The sequence below is a fragment of the Streptomyces sp. NPDC003284 genome, assembly GCF_053589675.1.
On record NZ_JBSFSI010000009.1, the window covers coordinates 122,356 to 139,701 of the forward strand.

Consider the following 17,346-nt stretch of genomic DNA (forward strand, 5'->3'; position numbering starts at 1 on the left):
CGGGCGCACCCGGCCCCCGGCGACCGGTCGCGGCCCGGACCCGAGCGGTCCGCGGCGGCCCGCAGGGTGGTGCCTATGTGCGATGACTCCGCTGTACGCGGTGCTCCGGACACGGAGCCGGAGTACTCCCGCGCCGCGGGCGGGGACCGCGCGGTCCTGCACGAGCTGGGCGTGTGCCTGACGGGGGCGGTGGCGGGGCTCGGCGCGTACGGCGGCGGGGTGTATCTGCTGGACGCGGCCGGTGAGGCGCTGGAACTGGCCGTCTACACCGGTCTGCCGCCGCAGTTCGCGGGACCCTGGCGCCGGATCCGGCTGGACGCCCCGGTCGGGGTGGCCGAGGCGGTGCGCGAGCGGAAGCTGGTGTGGGTGGACGGCGCGCAGGAGATGGCCCTGCGCTATCCGCGGACGGCGCTGATCATGCCGTACCCGCTGGCGTTCGCCTGCCGTCCGCTCCTCGTGGGCCGCGAGGTGCACGGCGGCCTGTTCGTGAACTGGGCGGGGTCGCGTGAGCGGCGGCTGAGCGCCGCCGAGCGCGAACGGCTGCTCGCCGCGGCCTCGGCGCTCGCCCGGGTCGCCGCGCACGCCGGGGCCTCCGGAGCGCCGGTGCGGCCGTCGGCCGGTCCCCTGGTCCTGCCGGGCACCGCGCCCCCGGCGGGCCCGCTGCCGGAGGGTTCGGCGCTGGCGCGGCTGCCGGAGGGGGTGTGCGCGCTGGACGCCGACGGCCGGATCACGCTCGCCACGCCCGCGGCGGCGGCCCTGCTGGGTCTGCCGGCCGCGGAGCTGGTGGGCCGGGTGGTGTGGCGGGCGCTGCCGTGGCTGGACCATCCGGTGTACGAGGAGTGGTACCGGGCGGCGGCGATGAGCCGGCAGCCGGCCGCGTTCACGGTGCTGCGTCCCCCGGACCGGTGGCTGCGCTTCCAGCTGTATCCGGACGCCTCCGGCATCACGGCGCGCGTCACGGAGACCGGTCCGGAACCCCGGCCGCCCGAGCCCCGGCCGCCGCAGCCCTTCGAGCAACTGCGGCCGCGGGCGCCGGACCGGCTGGCGGGTGTCTACCACGTGCTGCACCTGGTGGGCGCGCTGGCCGACGCCACCGGGGTGCGGGACGTGGTGCGGCTGGTCGCCGAGGAGATGCTGCCCGTCTTCGGCGCCGCCCGCGCGGTGCTGCTGGCGCTGGAGGGGGACGGGCGGCTGCGGGTGGTCGGCGCGCACGGGTATCCGCCCGGCGCCCTGGACCGTATCGACCGCCCCGCGGCGGACGCGGAGACGCCCGGCACCCGGGCCCTGGCCACGGGGACACCGCTCTTCCTGGAGACCCGCCGGGACATCGCCCGCCGCTATCCGCGGCACGCCGCGCTCGCGCCGGGCGCCGCCTGGGCGGTGCTGCCGCTGCTGACGCCGGACCGCGAGGTCGGCGCGTGCGTCCTGTCGTACGACCGGCCGCGCCGGTTCGCGCCGGAGGAGCGCGCCACGCTCACGGCCCTGGCCGGGCTGATCGCGCAGGCGCTGGCGCGGGCCCGCCGGTACGACACCGCCAGCGGCCTGGCCCGCGATCTCCAGGACGCGCTGCTGCCCCGGCGGCTGCCGCGCATCCACGGTCTGGAGACCGCCGTGCGCTATCTGCCCGCGGCCGAGGGCATGACCGTCTGCGGCGACTTCTACGACCTGATCACCCTCGGCCACCACCGGGCCGCCGCCGTCATCGGCGACATCCAGGGGCACAACGGTCCGGCCGCCGCGCTCATGGGCCAGATCCGTACCGCGGTCCGGGCGCACGCGGCGGGCGGCGCCGATCCGCGCCGGGTCCTCGGCCTCACCAACCGGCTGCTGACCGCGCTCGACACCGAACTGCTCGCCAGCGCCGTGTTCCTGCGGCTCGATCCGCGCCGCCACCGCCTGGTCCTGGCGCGGGCCGGGCATCCGCATCCGCTGCTGCGCCACCCGGACGGGCGGGTGGAGGCCCTGGACGCGCCGGGCGGGCTGCTGCTGGGCATCGATCCGGCGGCGGCCTATCCGCATCTGCGGCTGTGCCTGCCCGAAGGCGCGGTGCTCGCCCTGTACACCGACGGTCTCACGGACGTGCCCGGCTCCGACCCGGAGCGGGTGCTGTCCGGGCTCGCCGGCCGCCTGGCCGCCGCCGGGCGGCCCGGTACGCCGCTGGACGAGGTCGCCGAGACCTTGTTGCAGGGCCACCGCCAGGGCGCCGACGACACGACGCTGCTGCTGCTCAGGGCCACCGGCGCGCCGTCCGGGCCGCCGCGGCGGGCGTGACCGGGGCGGCGGCCGTCCCGAGCGGCGGGAGGCGGCGCGGGCTCACCGCTCCGGGAGCCTCCGGGCGGCGTCGAGCACGCCCTCCAGGGCGAGTTCGAAGGCCTGGTCGGCGCGGTTGCCGCGGACCGCGTCCAGGGCCTCGGCCAGCCGCGGGGTGGCGGCGGCGTCGGTGATCTCCCACATGGCCTCAGGAGCGGCGAGGTCGAGCGCCGAGCCGAGGACGGCGTTCTCCAGGGCGGTGATGACGCGCATGACGTCGGCCGTGGCGAAGCCCGCCTCCAGCAGCAGGGCGACGGCCCGCTCGTACTGCTCCAGGACGCGCGGGGCCCGCACCGGGTGCGTCATCAGCAGCGGGATGGCGCGCGGGTGCGCGGCGAAGGCGGCGCGGTAGGAGCGGGCCCAGCCCGCCAGGGCGACGTCCCAGGGGCGCGTGTCCAGCGGCGCGGTGTCGATGGCCTCGCTGATCCGCTCCCGCACCAGTTCCACGATGCCGTCCCGGCCGTCCACGTGGTGGTACACCGAGCCGGTCTGCACCCCCAGCCGCCGCGCGATCTGCGGGACGCTGAACTCGCCCTGGGCGTCCAGGAGTCCGAGTGCCGTCGTGGTGATGCGTTCGCGGTCGAGCAGGGCCGTGCGCGGGCGCCCCATGTCGTGGTTCCTCCCTCGGGGGTCTTCCCATCCGTTCGAACGGAAGGTTACATTGCGGAAACCGAAAGCCTTTAGATTTACGGGCTCCGGAGATCCCGCACGCCTGCCCTCCCCCTCCTCGCCGCCCGCCGCCAGAAGGGCTCACCGCCCATGCCCGTCACCACCCCAAGCCCCCGCCACAGCGATCCGGGCGCCGCCGCGCCCGGCGCGCCCACCCTGCGTCCCGGCACGCTGGGCACCAGCGACATCGCCTTCTTCGTGGTCTCCGCCGCCGCTCCGCTCACGGTCATGGCCGGGGTCGCCCCGCTCGCCATCCTGCTCGGCGGCGTCGGCGCCCCGGTCGGCTATCTGCTCGCCGGGCTCACCCTGGCCGTCTTCGCCGTCGGCTTCACCGCCATGAGCCGCCACGTCCGGGGCGCCGGCGCCTTCTACGCGTACATCACCCGCGGGCTCGGCAGACGCGTCGGCATCGGGGCCGCGCTGCTCGCCCTGCTCGGCTACAACGGCATGGAGATCGGCGTCTACGGGCTGCTCGGCACCGCCACGCAGGACACCGTGCACGCCCTGTCCGGCGCCCATGTGCCCTGGCTGCCCGTCTCGCTCGCCGGGCTGCTGCTCATCGGCTACGGCGGCTACCGCTCCATCGACTTCGGCGCCAAGATCCTCGGCGTCCTGCTCGCCGCCGAGACCGGCATCCTCGTGCTGCTCGCCGCCGGTGTCCTCCTCAAGGGCGGAGCGCACGGCCTGTCGGCGTCCTCCTTCGCCCCGTCCCATGTGCTGGTGCCCGGCATGGCGGCGGTGCTCGCCTTCGCGTTCGCCGCGTTCACCGGTTTCGAGTCGACCGTCATCTACCGCCGCGAGGCCCGCGACCCGGCACGCACGGTGCCGCGCGCGACCTATCTCGCCGTCGGCTTCCTCGGCCTGTTCTACGCGTTCGTCGTGTGGATCGCGATCCAGGCGTTCGGCGACGCCGAGGTGGTGCGGGCCGCGGGCGACGACCCGGCCGGGCTGTTCTTCTCCGCGATCAGCACCTACGTGGGCGGCTGGGCCGCCGACACCATGCACGTCCTCATCGTCACCAGCGTCCTGGCGTCCCTGCTCGCCTTCCACAACGCGATCAACCGCTACGGCCTCGCCCTCGCCGAGGAGGGCGTGCTCCCCCGGGCGCTGGCCCGCGTCCACCCGCGCCACCGCTCCCCCTACGTCACCGGGATCGCCCAGACCGTGCTGGGCGCGGCCGTGGTGCTCGCCTTCGCCGCCGCCGGAGCGGACCCCTACCAGCAACTGCTGCTGTGGGTGAACACCCCCGGCATGCTGGGGCTGCTGGTGCTGCAACTGCTCGCCGCGCTGGCCGTGCCGCTGTACTTCCAGCGTGTCAGCCACCACGAGGGGGTGCTGCGCACGGTGGTCGCGCCCGTCACCGCCGCGGTGCTCCTGTCCGCCGCGATCGTGCTGGTCGTCACCCATCTCGATCTGTTCACCGGGGCGTCGGCGGCGGTGAACACCGCGCTGGTGGCGGTGGTCCCGCTCATCTTCCTCGCCGGTTTCCCGCTCGCCCGCTGGCTGCGCCGCCACCGGCCCGGCGTCTACGAGCGGTTCGCCGCCGAACCGGCCGACGACACCGGAGCGGCCGACGCCCCCTGAGCCCGCCCGCTTCCCCCCTTCCCCCTTCCCCCTTCGCCGTCCCCCGTCCCCCGTCCCCCGTCCCCCGTCCCCCGTCCCCCGTCAGCCTCAACTCCGCTCCACCGCACCGCCGTTCCATCGACCGAGGAGTCCTCCGCATGCCCACCGCCGACCTCGTCCTCACGGGTGCCCGGGTCCGCACCCTCGACCCCGGGCGTCCGCACGCCACCGCGGTCGCCGTCCGCGACGGCCTGATCGCCGCAGTCGGCGACGACACCGACGTACGCGACTGGCGGGGCCCCGCCACCGAGGTCGTCGACCTGGCGGGCGCGCATGTCGTACCCGGCCTGGTGGACTGCCACAGCCACCCCGTGATGGGCCTGGAGATGACCACCGGCACCGATCTGTCGGCGGTCCGCGACCTCGGCGGACTGCGGGCGGCGCTCGCCCGCGCGGAGCGCGTGGAGGGCTGGGTCGTCGGCTTCGGCCTGGACCACAACGTGTTCGGCGGCAGGCCCGTGGACCGCGCGCTGATCGAGGACGTCCTGGACGGCGCGCCTGCCTTCCTGCGGCTGTACGACGCGCACTCGGCCCTGGCCAGCGGGGCGGCGCTGGAGGCGGCGGGCGTCACCGGCCCGCGCGCCTTCGCCCAGCGCGCCCACCTCGCCACGGACCCCGACGGGCGCCTGACCGGGCATCTGGTCGAGCACGCCGCGATGGACCTGGTCACCGCGGTCATGCCCAAGCCGTCGAAGGCCGCGCGGCGCGCCCGACTGGTCGAACTGCTGTCCGCCATGGCGGCCACCGGACTCACCGGCGCCCATGTCATGGACCTCGGCGACCCCGACCTGGTCGGCGAGGTCGCCGAGGACACCGTGCTGCCGCTGCGGCTGCGCTTCGCGCCGTGGTGCATGCCGGGCGCCGGGCAGCGGGAGCCGGCGGAACTGGTCGCGCTCCAGGGCCGGGGCGGGCGCCACTGGGAGATCGCCGGGGTGAAGTTCTTCATGGACGGCACCGTCGAGGGCGGCACGGCCTGGCTGGAGCACCCCGACTGCCACGGGCAGGGCACCGAGGCGTTCTGGCCGGACCCGGCCGCCTACAGCGACGCCGTGCGCTACCTGGACCGGGCCGGGGTGCGCACCGCGACGCACACCATCGGGGACGCGGCGGTGCGGCATGTCCTGGACACCGTGGAGACACTGGGCGCGGGCGCCCGCCTCCGCCACCGGGTCGAACACATAGAGTCGGTCCCGGACGGCACCCTCGCGCGCTTCGCCCGGCTCGGCGTGATCGCCTCCATGCAGCCCCCGCACACCGCGTACACCCGCGCCGACCACTCCGACGAGTGGTCCCTGCGGCTGGGCGAGGCACGCGCGCTGCGGGCCTGGCGGCTGCGCGACCTGCGCGACGCGGGCGCGGTCGTCGCGCTCGGCTCGGACTGGCCCGTCGCCCACCACGACGTCCGCGCCGTCCTGGCCACCGCGCGGGCCCCCCGGGGAGCGGCCTCGGCGCGCGCCGGGCTCACCGGTCTCATGGCCCTGGAGGGCTGCACCACCCACGCGGCCGTCGCCGCCGGGGAGCAGGCCCGCGCCGGGCGGATCCGCGAGGGGTTCCGGGCCGACCTGACCGCACTGGGCCTTGACCCCGTGGAGGCACCGGCCGACGAGGTCGCCGAGGCACCCGTGCGGCTCACGGTGACCGGCGGGCACATCGTGCACCGGGGGATGTGATCCCGCTCCGGGGCCGTCGGCTCCGCGCAGCGCCACGTACCACGGCCGCTTCGTACGACGCGCACCGGACCGTCGCGGGCCAGGCCGCCCGCCGTCGACGTGTGGTGTGGCCGCCGTTGAGGAAGAGCGTCCGGCCGTTGGCCCACCAGCCGTCGGTGAGCAGCTGGCGCACCCACGGGACGATGTCCTCGATCTTCGTGAGCTCGCCGTGCATCGCCGACGACTTGTGCGCGTAGAGGCCGGTGCAGGCGGCCAGCAGGGAGGTGACGAGGAACGCGGCCTTGGAGTTGACCGCGAACAGCCGGTCGTACTCCTCCTCCGTGATCTCGGTCATCGGCTTCTTCAGGACCGCCGACGAAGGCGATCTTGCCGTCGAGCGTCTTGTCCGGGGTGTCGACCATGACGTCCTCCTCGCGTGTACCAGCCGTGTGCCGCGCGTGTGCCGTGCCGTGCGGGAATCACGGCGCGCGGCGCACCGGGGCGCCGGGTGGCGCGGCGCGGCCGCCGACCGGCGCGCAGCGGGCCCGGGTGGTACACGGACCGGGCCCGGGGCGGCCGGACACGGGGGTGCGCCGGTCCCGCGTGGTCGGAGCGGGCCGGTGATGCGACGCTGGGGTGAGCCGGGCGGTGAGGCGCCCGGGGCGGTGCCCGACGGCGGGCGCCGCAGGACAGACGCCCGAGAGCAGGTGCCCGAGGAGAGGCCGAGTCGACCGGGGAGCGCCGATGGGACGGGACGTCCCGGCGATGGTCTTCACCCGTGAGGACCGCCGCCGGTACCGGATCAAGATGCAGGACTGCCTCGACGCGTTCGCGCAGATGCTGCGCGCGTCGCGGTTCGAGTCCGAGCGTCCGCAGGTGGGCCTGGAGATCGAGCTGAACCTGGTCGACGACCGGGCCGAGCCCACGATGCGCAACGTCGACGTGCTGGAGGCCATCGCGGACCCCGCCTGGGCCACCGAGCTGGGCCGGTTCAACCTGGAGACCAACATCCCGCCCCGGACCCTGACAGCGGGCGGGCCCGACGCCTGGGAGTCCGAGATCCGCGGCGCGCTGAACCACGCGGACCGGCGCGCGCGGTCGGTCGGCGCCCGTCTGATCATGATCGGGATCCTGCCCACGCTGCGGCAGGAGGACGTGGGGCAGCAGGCGCTGTCGGAGAACCCGCGCTACCGGCTGCTCAACGACCAGGTCTTCGCCGCCCGGGGCGAGGACCTGCACATCGAGGTGGACGGCGTCGACCGGCTGCGGACGTACGCCGACACGATCACGCCCGAGGCCGCCTGCACCAGCACCCAGTTCCACCTCCAGGTGTCCCCGGAGGAGTTCGCCGGCTACTGGAACGCGGCGCAGGCGGTCGCCGGGGTCCAGGTCGCGCTGGCGGCCAACTCGCCGTTCCTGTTCGGCCGGGAGCTGTGGCACGAGACGCGGATCCCGCTGTTCGAGCAGGCCACCGACACCCGCCCGCAGGAGATCAAGGTGCAGGGGGTGCGGCCCCGGGTCTGGTTCGGGGAGCGGTGGATCAACAGCGTCTTCGACCTCTTCGAGGAGAATCTGCGCTATTTCCCCGCGCTGCTGCCGCTCTGCGACGAGCAGGACCCCGGCGAGACCCTGGACCGGGGCGACGTCCCCGAGCTGGCCGAGCTGACCCTGCACAACGGCACCATCTACCGCTGGAACCGCCCGGTCTACGCCGTCTCCCAGGACAAGCCGCACCTGCGGGTGGAGAACCGGGTGCTGCCGGCCGGGCCGACCGTCGCCGACACCCTCGCCAACGGGGCCTTCTACTACGGGCTCACCCGGGCCCTGGTGGAGGAGGACCGGCCGGTGTGGTCGCGGATGTCCTTCTCGGCAGCCGAGGACAACCTCCACACGGCGGCGCGGCACGGCATCGAGAGCAGGCTGTACTGGCCGGGTACCGGCGAGGTCCCGGTGGCCGAACTGGTGCTGCGGCGCCTGCTGCCGCTGGCCCACGAGGGACTTGAGCGCTCCGGCATGGACGCGGCCTGGCGGGAGCCGCTGCTCGGTGTCATCGAGCAGCGGTGCGTGACCGGGCGCAACGGCGCGGTCTGGCAGAAGGAGATGTTCCACCGGCTCGACACGGCCGGCGGCGCCGGGCGCCATGAGTCCCTGCGCCGGATGACGCAGGTCTACACCGACTACATGCACCTCAACGCGCCGGTGCACACCTGGCCGGTGGACTGACGGCGCCTCATCCTCCGTCGTCCTCCCGGCTCGCCGCGTGGGCGCGGTCCACCTCGGCCATGTGCTCCTCGGCCCAGGTCCGGACGGCCGCGAGCACCTCTTCCAGCGACCGCCCCAGAGGTGTGAGGCGGTAGTGCACGGCGGGCGGCACCGAGGGCTCGACGCGGCGCGCCACCAGGCCGTCGCGGACCAGGTTCCGCAGGGTCACCGAGAGCATCTTCTGCGAGACGCCCGGCATCCGCCGCCGCAGCTCCCCGAAGCGCACCTCGCCCGGGGCATGTCCGCCCGGGGTGTGCTCCGCCAGGACCTTGGCCGCCATCGACGTCCACTTGGTGCCGATCCGGTCGAGCAGTCCACGGGTCGGGCAGTGCGGGTCGAACACGTCGCCGCGTCCGCGGGCGGGGCCGGGAGCGGCGGGGCCCGTGGCCCGGGAGGTCACCTGGAGCTCACCACCTGAGGGGAAAGTGCCGTCTTGGACCGCTCAGCCTAGTTACCTACCGTTGCCTTGTCACCATTGGTTACCAGCTACCCGAGGGAGCGCCCATGGGTGCCCTGTCCCCCACGACCGTCACGCTGGCCACGCGTTCCGGGCCCGCCGAGGTCACACTGCGCCGGGTCAGGGCGGGCGGTGTCGGGCTGAACGTGGCGCTGGCCGGGCGGGGCCCGGCCGTCCTGCTGCTGCACGGCTTCCCGCACACCTGGCGGCTGTGGACCGACGTCATCGGCGCGCTGGCCGCCGGTCACCGGGTGATCGCCCCCGATCTGCGCGGCTTCGGGGACAGCGACCGGCCCGCGGACGGCTACGACGCGGGCACCCTGGCGGACGACGCGGAACAGCTGCTCGCGGCGCTGGGCGTGGCCTCCGCCGCGGTGGTGGGCATCGACGCCGGTACCCCGCCCGCCTTCCTGCTGGCGATGCGGCGGCCGGGCCTCGTCCGCCGGCTGGTGGTGATGGAATCGCTGCTGGGCGGCCTGCCCGGTGCCGAGGAGTTCCTCGCCCAGGGCCCGCCCTGGTGGTTCGGTTTCCACGGCGAGCCGGGGCTGGCGGAGTCCGTGCTCGCCGGGCACGAGCGGACGTATGTGGAGTGGTTCCTCGACCGGGGCACGCTGGGCCGCGGGGTGCGGCCCGACGTCCGGGACGCGTTCGTCGCGGCGTACACCGGCACGGAGGCGCTGCGCGGCGCGTTCGGTCCGTACCGGGCGACGGCCGTGTCCGGCCGGCAGCTCCGCGCGGCGGTGGCCGGGGCCCGGCTGACCGTTCCCGCGCTGGCGATCGGCGCCCATCCGGTGGGCCGCGCGCTGGAACGCCAGCTACGGCCGTACGCGGACCGTCTGACCGGGCACGTCCTCGCGGACTGCGGGCACATCGTCCCGCTCGACCGCCCGGACGCGCTGCTGGAACTGCTGCTGCCGTTCCTGGCCGCCGGGCGGTGACCGTCCTCCGGGTCGAGGGGGACGGTGGCCGCGGCCAGCGGCCGCTCTGCGGGGAGCGGCCGCTGACCGGGTGCGGGCGCCCCCGCGAGGGCGCCCGCCTCCGTCACTCGCCCGGGGCGAGGACGTCCGCCAGGACGGCGGCCGCATCGGCGATCAGCGCCTCGTCCACGGTCGCGTCCGGCGCGTCCTTCGACGTCAGCACCACCAGCACGAGGGGGGTGCCGCGGGTGGTCCAGGCGACGCCGATGTCGTTGGCGGACGCGTAGTCCCCGGTGCCGGTCTTGTCGCCGACGACCCAGCCCCGCGGCAGTCCGGCGCGGAAGCGCCTGTCGCTGGTGGTGTTGCCCTTGAGCCAGGTCAGGAGCTGTTCGCGGGCGGCGCCGGGCAGCTCGTCGCCCACCGTCAGCCGCTCCAGGCTCGCGCCGAGCGCCTCAGGGGTGGTGCTGTCGCGCAGCTCGCCGGGGCCCGCGCTGTTCAGGTCGGGCTCCCAGCGGTCGAGCCGGCTCACCCGGTCACCGAGCGAACGGAAGAAGGCGGTGAGCCCGGCCGGGCCGCCCAGCTCGCGCAGCAGCAGGTTCCCGGCGCAGTTGTCGCTGTGGCGGATCGCCGCCGCGCACAGCTCGCCGACGGTCATGCCGCTGCCGACATGCTCCTGGGTGACCGGGGAGTTGAGCAGGATGTCCCGGTCGGGGTAGCGGACGACCTTGTCCAGCGGCGCGCTGCCCGCGTGGTCGCGCAGCACGGCCCCGGCGGCGAACACCTTGAAGGTCGAGCACAGGGCGAACCGCTCCCCCGCCCGGTACCCGACGCTCTGCCCGGTGCGGGTGTTGCGGGCGTGGACGCCGAGGCGGGCGGAGTAGCGCTCCTCCAGCGCGCGCAGCGCGTCCGTGGCCCGGCGGGCACCGGACGCCGCCGCGGATCCGGCCGCGGGAGCCGCCGTCGCGCGGGCGGCCGTCACGGCGGGTGCGAGCCCGGCGGTGGAGAGGACGGCACCGGCCTTGAGCAGGCCGCGCCGCCGCAGAGGGCTGTCACTGGTCATGTGCGGAGTTCTCCCGTCGTCCGTTCGCTGTTCCCCCGTCGGCCGCCCGGGGCCGCCGACGCGGACAGCGAAGCAGCGGGAGCCCACTCATGTCCAAGAGTGAACATTGAAGATCCCATAACTTATTGATATGAAAGAGCCATGGATCTGCTCGCGCACCTGGAGGCGTACGTCGCGACCGTCGACGAGGCGAGCTTCTCCCGGGCCGCCGACCGCCTCGGGATCGCCCAGCCCCTCCTCAGCCGCCGGATCAAGACGCTGGAGGAGCACTTCGGCGGACTCCTCTTCGACCGTTCGCACCGGCAGGTGGCGACCACGGAGTTCGGCGTCCTGCTGCTGCCGTACGCCCAGGACGTGCTGGAACGGGCCGAGCGGCTGCGGCGGGCCGCGCGGTCGGCCCGGCGCTCGGCGGTGCGCACCGTCGGGATGCCGGTGGACTGCGGACCGGCCGCCCTGGCGCGCGTGATCCGCGCGGGCGCCGAGCACGGCGTCGCGCTCGGTGTGCAGGAGCTGCCGCCGGAGCGGCGGGAGGCGGGCCTGGCCGACGGTTCGCTGGCGTACGCGCTGGTGCGGGTGCCCCCGGAGAACGCGCCGCTGCGGGTGCCGCTGGGCCTGGGCAGCACGCCCGCACCGGACGCACCGTCCACACCAGACGCACCGCACCCACCGCACGCACCGGCCGGATCAGGAGCGCGGGACGGCGGTGGGCCCGGCGGCCCGCCCGCGTCCCGGGCGGCGGGCGCGGTCCATCTGGAGGATCTGCGGCCCCGGCGGGGCCGTGGCACGGCGCACGGGCGGGCGCCGCTCGCGCTGCTCCTGCTCGCCGAGGACCAGGTGCCGTTCGCCGCGGACCGGCTCGGCCGCGCCATGGCGCGCGCCGGGCTGCCCGAGGGCCTGCTGCGCCCGGCCGGTCCGGTCGCGACCGCGCTCGCGGAGACCCTGGCCGGGCGGGTGCGGCTGCTGTGCACCGAACCGTTCGCCCGGCTGCACGGCCTCACCTGGGCGCCGCTGCACGACACCTCGCTGCACCGGGGGTACGCCCCGCGCGCGAGCGAGCGGCAGCCGGCCGCCGCCCAGGTGCCCCACTGGCTGGCGACCGTGCTGGCGTCCGGGGCCGGCGCGGCGGCGCCGGGTGCGGCGGCGGCCCGGTCGGCCGCCGGGGACGGGGACGGCGGCGGGAGCGGAGACGGGGACCGGGACGCGGACGCCCCGGCGCGGCTGGCGGCACACGGATGAGCGCGGGTCCCCCGTACCGCCGCCCCGCGCAGCTCGTCGGTGAGGGCGCGCTGCTCGATGTCGCGGAGGCCGTCGCGGCGGACTGGGCGGCGCTCGGTGTGCGCGGTTCGTTCCTCGCCCGGGACATCGACACCGGCGCGCAGCTCGGATTCGACGCCGCCGTGCCCGTGCCGCTCGCCTCGGTCGTCAAGGTCCCGCTCGCCCTGGTGGTGCTGGACCGGATCGCGTCCGGCCACCTGGACGCCGCGCTCCCGGTGACGGTCGACCCGGCCACCAGCAGTGTGGGCCCCACGGGGCTCGCGGCGTTCCGGCACCCCGCCACCGTGGCCGTCGGTGACCTGCTGCACCTGATGATGTCGGTCAGCGACAACGCCGGCGCGGACGCGCTCCTCGATCTGGTCCCGGTGGCGGAGGTCGACGCCCGGCTGCGCGCCTGGGACTGCGGAGACCTGCGGGTACGGCACCGGATGAACCTGATGTACGAGTGCGCCGCCGGAGCCGCGGGGAACGACTTCTCCCTCGCCCTGGAGCTGGCCGTGCGCGACGACCGCTCGGGCCGGCACACCCTGCGGACGCTGGACCCGGCGCACGCCAACGCGGGCACCGCCACGGCCCTCGTCGATCTGCTGCACCGCGTATGGCGGGACGAGATCTCCCGGCCCCCGGCGACCGCGGAGCTGCGCCGGCTGATGGGGGCGCAGCTCTTCACCCAGCGGCTGGCGAGCGAGCTGCGCTCCGACACGCTGCGGGTGAGCGGCAAGACCGGCACGTTCCTGCATCTGCGGCACGAGGTCGGGGTGGTGGAGGCCGACTCCGGGCACCGGGTGGCCGTCGCCGCGCTCACCCGCTCCGACCGGCGGGCCGCGCTGGCCCCGGACATCGACCTCGCCATCGGGGCCGCGGCGCGCGACGCGTTCGAGGCGCTGCGGCGCTGAACCGAGCGGGGCGCGGGCACGGCGAGACCTTCGGCGCCCGGCTGACCAAAGACTCGCTTTGAGGTTCTCAAAGTACAAGTGTTAACGTTTCTGCCATGAAGACAGCAGCCGCGCACCGCGCCGACGCCGACCACGGCGCTCGCCGCGCCGCCCCGGGCGTACCGCTCGTGGCGCGCCTGCACGTCGATCTCTGCCGCTGCCTGTCCGCGGCTTGTCGCGCCTGACCGCGAACTCCCCGATGCAGCGGCGCCGTTGACACCCTCCCACGGTCGCTGCTTCCTGTATGTACGTCCCGCTCGTCCCGCCCCCACGCGTTCCTACTGGAGTGTGTCCGTGTCCGCGAACACCGCTGATCCGCAGCCCTCGAAGTCAGGGTTCCGGATACCCGTCCCCTTCTGGGCCCAGGTACTGATCGGCCTCGTCGTCGGTCTGGCCCTCGGCTTCGTCGCCCGCACCTACGACGTGGCCTGGCTCGCCACCACGCTCGACAAGGTGGGCGGCATCTTCATCCAGCTGCTGAAGCTGGCCGTGGCGCCGCTGGTCTTCTTCGCGATCATGGTGTCCATCACCAATCTGCGGAAGGTCAACAACGCGGCGCGCCTGGCCGGCCGCACCCTGCTCTGGTTCATGATCACCTCGCTGATCGCGGTGGTGATCGGGCTGGTCATCGGCCTGGTCTCCAACCCGGGCTCCGGCTCGGACCTCACCGCGGCCGACGGTGCCAAGCCGGAGCACTCCGGCAGCTGGCTCGACTTCCTGACCGGGATCATCCCGACGGACGTCGTCACGCCCTTCACCGAGCTGAACGTCCTCCAGATCGTCTTCATGGCCGTGGTCGCCGGTATCGCGATCCTCAAGATCGGTGCCAAGGCGCAGCCGATCCTCACCCTGTCCGAGTCGATCCTCGAACTGCTCCAGAAGGCCCTGTGGTGGGTGATCCTGCTCGCCCCGATCGGCTCCGCCGGCCTCATCGGCCGCGCCATCGTGCAGTACGGCTGGGACCTGCTGGGCAACTACGCGACCTTCACCGTGGACATCTACGTCGGCTGCGCCTTGGTGCTGTTCGGCGTGTACCCGCTGCTGCTCGCCACCGTCGCCAAGCTGAACCCGATCCAGTTCTTCAAGGGCGCCTGGCCGGCCATCCAGCTCGCGTTCGTCTCCCGCTCCTCGGTCGGCACCATGCCGGTCACCCAGCAGTCGGCGATCCGCCTCGGCGTCCCGAAGGACTACGCCTCCTTCGCCGTGCCGTTCGGCGCGACGACCAAGATGGACGGCTGCGCGGCGATCTACCCGGCCATCTCCGCGATCTTCGTGGCGCAGATCTTCGATGTGCAGATGGGCGTCAAGGAGTACCTGCTCATCGCCTTCGTCTCGGTGATCGGCTCGGCGGCCACCGCCGGTCTGACCGGAGCGACGGTCATGCTGACGCTCACCCTGTCCACCCTCGGACTGCCGATGGAGGGCGTGGGTCTGCTGCTCGCCATCGACCCGATCCTGGACATGATGCGCACCGCGACCAACGTCGCGGGCCAGGCGCTCATCCCGGTCCTGGTCTCCGCCCGCGAGAACATCCTCGACCACGCGAAGTACGACAACGCCTCGGCCTCTCCGGTCGACGAGGTGGAGAGCGTCTACGACGACCCCCGGCAGGTGGCCCCCGCGGCCGGCTGACCCCACCGCACCTCCCGCCCGGCTCCGCTCCGGGACACACTTCCACGTTCCGCCCCCGCCGGGTCTGACCCGGCGGGGGCGGAACGTTTTTGCAGCACGGCGCGCCGCGCCTCCCGGGCAGTGCTAGACGCGCCGCTCCCCGGGCGCCGTGCCGCCCGTCAGGGCGCGCAGGCAGCGGGTCGCGAGGGCGGTCGGGGAGGCGGGGCCCTCGGTGCCGGCGTCGGTGGCGGCCCAGGTCTCCAGGGCGATCCGGATGGCGTCGGTGGCGGCGGCGGCCGCGAGGCGTACGTCGAGCGGGTCGGCGTCCGGGCCCGCGAGCCGGGCGAGGACCGGGACGAGCCGCTCCTCGGACTCCTGGTTCACCCGGTACCAGACGGCGCGCAGCGCGGGGTCGTCCGCCGCCGCGCGCAGCAGCCCTCGGGTGCGCAGCAGCGCCCGTACGGCGTCCTCGTCGGGGGTGGCGAGGGCCTGCCCGGCCGCGCGCTCCAGTGCCTCTCGGAGCGGGGTCCCCGGTTCGGCGGCGGCCAGCAGCGCCCGCCAGCGGTCGGCGCCGTCGGCGAGCAGCGGGCTCACCGCGTCCTGCTTGGAGCGGAAGTAGCGGTAGAAGGTGCGCAGCGCGACGCCCGCCCGCCGGGCGATCTCCTCGGCCGTCGTGCCGTCGGGGCCCCGGGTGGCGAAGAGCTCGGCCGCCGCGTGGGCGATGTCGAGCTGTGTGGCCGCCTTGCGGCGCTCGGTCAGGGTGGCGGACGGCTTGGTGCTCACCCGCGGAATCCTACGCCTCGCACGTGTCGTCCGGCACATCTGGACGAGGTGGCAAATCGTGCCATCGAGGCGTACCGTGACGGCATCGAGAGCACCGGCGGCAAGAGGGCCGGTGCCGTAGGGCCCCGTGAGCCGTTCCGGGGCCGGGCTGGAGACACACATGAACCGCTATGAAGGCCGCCGCGCGCTGATCACCGGCGGTGGTTCGGGCATCGGGCAGGCCACCGTGCTGCGCCTGCTCGCGGAGGGCGGCACCGTCGTGGCCGCCGACGTCAGCGAGCAGGGCCTGAAGGACACCGTCGCGAAGGCCGGCGCCCACGCGGACCGGCTGACCACGCTCGTCATGGACGTGGCCGACGAGACGTCCGTACGCGACGGAGCCGCCTCGGCCGTCGCCGCGCTCGGCGGTCTGGACGTCCTGGTCAACGCGGCCGGGATCCTGCGCTCCTCGCACACCGACCGGACGACGCTGGACGCCTTCACCCGGGTCCTCCGGGTCAACCTCGTCGGCACCTTCCTGGTGATCCGCGAGTGCGTGCCCGCGCTGCTGGCGGGGCGGGACGCCGCGGTCGTCAACTTCAGCTCGACGTCGGCGGTGTTCGCGCACCCGTACATGGCGGCGTACGCGGCGAGCAAGGGCGGCATCCAGTCCATGACACACGCGCTGGCCGCCGAGTACGCGGGGCGCGGCATCCGCTTCACCGCCGTGCAGCCGGGCTCCATCTCCTCCGGCATGACCGACGGCAGCGGCGCCAGCGGGCAGAGCGCGGGCCCCGGGCTGCCCGAGGACGCCGACATGAGCCTGTTCCTGAAGCTCTCCCCGGCGCTCGGCCAGGGCTTCGCCGGCCCGGAGACGGTGGCGTCCGTGGTCGCGATGCTCGCGAGCGAGGACGGCCGGTTCATCACCGGCACCGAGGTCCGCGTCGACGGCGGCACCCACTTCTGACCGGCCGTCCGCGGGCCCGGACGGGCGTCCGCGCCCGCGGACCCCGAGCCCGACCCGGATCCCGACCCCCAAGGAGCACATCATGAACGACCTCACCGGCAGGACCGTCCTCGTCACCGGCGGAGCGCGCGGCCTCGGGGCCGAGGCGGCGCGGCAGGCCGTCGCCGCCGGAGCCAACGTGGTGATCACCGACGTCCTGGAGGAGGAGGGCGAGGCCACCGCCGCCGGGCTGGGCACCGCCGCCCGCTTCCGGCGCCACGACGTCACCTCGGAGCGCGAGTGGCAGGACGTCGCCGACTTCGCCGTGGCGGAGTTCGGCGCGCTGCACGGGCTCGTCAACAACGCCGGCATCTCGACCGGCGCGCTGCTGGAGTCCGAGTCGGTCGAGCACTTCCGCAAGGTGCTCGACATCAACCTCACGGGTGTCTTCATCGGCATGCGGACCGTGATCCCCGCCCTGAAGGAGGCCGGGGGCGGCTCGATCGTCAACATCTCCTCCGCGGCGGGCCTGATGGGACTCGCGCTGACGGCCGGCTACGGCGCCTCCAAGTGGGGGGTGCGCGGGCTGACGAAGATCGGCGCGGTGGAGCTGGGCACGGCCCGGATCCGGGTCAACTCGGTGCACCCGGGCATGACATACACCCCGATGACCGCCTCGGTCGGCATCGAGCGTGGCGAGGGCCGGTACCCCAACACGCCGATGGGCCGGGTCGGCGAGCCGCACGAGATCGCGAGCGCCGTCGTCTATCTGCTGTCCGACGCGGCGTCGTACGTGACGGGCGCCGAACTCGCCGTGGACGGCGGCTGGACCACCGGTCCGACCGTGCGGTACGTCATGGGCGAGTGAGC

At 74.8% G+C, this 17,346-nt stretch carries 14 protein-coding genes and 1 pseudogene; 10 read left to right on the forward strand and 5 right to left on the reverse strand.

The genetic code is table 11. The features are described from left to right. Positions 1–75: 75 nt before the first annotated feature. Positions 76–2,271 (forward strand): SpoIIE family protein phosphatase, encoded by a 2,196-nt coding sequence (locus tag ACWDYF_RS20660; protein ID WP_389464886.1) that lies wholly within the window; start codon positions 76–78, stop codon positions 2,269–2,271. A gap of 42 nt (positions 2,272–2,313) precedes the next feature. Here ACWDYF_RS20660 and ACWDYF_RS20665 read toward each other — a convergent pair whose 3' ends face one another. Then, complete coding sequence (locus ACWDYF_RS20665) at positions 2,314–2,919, reverse strand: TetR/AcrR family transcriptional regulator C-terminal domain-containing protein (RefSeq protein WP_381744385.1); 606 nt, start codon at positions 2,917–2,919, stop codon at positions 2,314–2,316. 150 nt (positions 2,920–3,069) lie between these two features. On the opposite strand from ACWDYF_RS20665, the gene ACWDYF_RS20670 reads away from it, so the two are divergent. Both ACWDYF_RS20670 and ACWDYF_RS20675 read left to right on the forward strand, forming a co-directional pair. Then, positions 3,070–4,563 carry an APC family permease gene (locus tag ACWDYF_RS20670; protein ID WP_389464881.1) on the forward strand — a complete coding sequence of 498 codons (1,494 nt, stop codon included), beginning with the start codon at positions 3,070–3,072 and terminating at the stop codon, positions 4,561–4,563. Positions 4,564–4,700: 137 nt separating this feature from the next. After that, on the forward strand, positions 4,701–6,272 hold the full coding sequence (locus ACWDYF_RS20675; RefSeq protein ID WP_389464878.1) for an amidohydrolase: 1,572 nt from the start codon (positions 4,701–4,703) through the stop codon (positions 6,270–6,272). A 97-nt stretch (positions 6,273–6,369) separates the two neighbouring features. On the opposite strand, the pseudogene ACWDYF_RS20680 reads toward ACWDYF_RS20675, so the two are convergent. Further along, positions 6,370–6,630 (reverse strand): annotated as a pseudogene (locus ACWDYF_RS20680) (SDR family oxidoreductase); the annotation flags it as partial. 365 nt (positions 6,631–6,995) lie between these two features. On the opposite strand from ACWDYF_RS20680, the gene ACWDYF_RS20685 reads away from it, so the two are divergent. Continuing rightward, positions 6,996–8,474, forward strand: a complete 1,479-nt coding sequence (locus ACWDYF_RS20685; RefSeq protein WP_037890494.1) for a glutamate-cysteine ligase family protein — start codon at positions 6,996–6,998, stop codon at positions 8,472–8,474. A gap of 7 nt (positions 8,475–8,481) precedes the next feature. Here the strand turns inward: ACWDYF_RS20685 and ACWDYF_RS20690 are convergent, their stop codons facing one another. Further along, complete coding sequence (locus ACWDYF_RS20690) at positions 8,482–8,913, reverse strand: winged helix-turn-helix transcriptional regulator (RefSeq protein ID WP_389464873.1); 432 nt, start codon at positions 8,911–8,913, stop codon at positions 8,482–8,484. A 104-nt stretch (positions 8,914–9,017) separates the two neighbouring features. On the opposite strand from ACWDYF_RS20690, the gene ACWDYF_RS20695 reads away from it, so the two are divergent. After that, on the forward strand, positions 9,018–9,908 hold the full coding sequence (locus tag ACWDYF_RS20695) for an alpha/beta fold hydrolase (RefSeq protein WP_389464870.1): 891 nt from the start codon (positions 9,018–9,020) through the stop codon (positions 9,906–9,908). A 103-nt stretch (positions 9,909–10,011) separates the two neighbouring features. Here the strand turns inward: ACWDYF_RS20695 and bla are convergent, their stop codons facing one another. Continuing rightward, positions 10,012–10,947: a class A beta-lactamase gene (bla, locus tag ACWDYF_RS20700; RefSeq protein WP_389464866.1), complete on the reverse strand. Its 936-nt coding sequence runs from the start codon at positions 10,945–10,947 to the stop codon at positions 10,012–10,014. 141 nt (positions 10,948–11,088) lie between these two features. On the opposite strand from bla, the gene ACWDYF_RS20705 reads away from it, so the two are divergent. From ACWDYF_RS20705 to ACWDYF_RS20715, 3 genes are all read left to right on the forward strand, one after another. Then, the gene (locus tag ACWDYF_RS20705) at positions 11,089–12,183 is read left to right on the forward strand and encodes a LysR family transcriptional regulator (protein WP_389464863.1); all 1,095 of its coding nucleotides are present in this window, start codon (positions 11,089–11,091) and stop codon (positions 12,181–12,183) included. Continuing rightward, entirely contained in the window at positions 12,180–13,118 is a 939-nt protein-coding gene (locus tag ACWDYF_RS20710) for a serine hydrolase (protein ID WP_389464858.1), read from the forward strand. Before ACWDYF_RS20705 ends, ACWDYF_RS20710 begins: the two co-directional genes overlap by 4 nt. A gap of 333 nt (positions 13,119–13,451) precedes the next feature. Beyond that, a complete protein-coding gene (locus ACWDYF_RS20715) occupies positions 13,452–14,789 on the forward strand; it encodes a dicarboxylate/amino acid:cation symporter (RefSeq protein WP_389464854.1) in 1,338 nt (445 codons plus the stop codon). A 123-nt stretch (positions 14,790–14,912) separates the two neighbouring features. On the opposite strand, the gene ACWDYF_RS20720 is transcribed toward ACWDYF_RS20715, so the two are convergent. Next, positions 14,913–15,551, reverse strand: a complete 639-nt coding sequence (locus ACWDYF_RS20720) for a TetR/AcrR family transcriptional regulator (protein ID WP_389464851.1) — start codon at positions 15,549–15,551, stop codon at positions 14,913–14,915. Between the two features lie 160 nt (positions 15,552–15,711). Between ACWDYF_RS20720 and ACWDYF_RS20725 the strand changes: the two genes are divergently transcribed. Beyond that, positions 15,712–16,497, forward strand: coding sequence for an SDR family NAD(P)-dependent oxidoreductase (locus ACWDYF_RS20725; RefSeq protein WP_381744375.1), 786 nt, complete (start codon positions 15,712–15,714; stop codon positions 16,495–16,497). 82 nt (positions 16,498–16,579) lie between these two features. Continuing rightward, on the forward strand, positions 16,580–17,344 hold the full coding sequence (locus ACWDYF_RS20730; protein WP_389464846.1) for a glucose 1-dehydrogenase: 765 nt from the start codon (positions 16,580–16,582) through the stop codon (positions 17,342–17,344). The last annotated feature ends 2 nt before the right edge of the window (positions 17,345–17,346 follow it).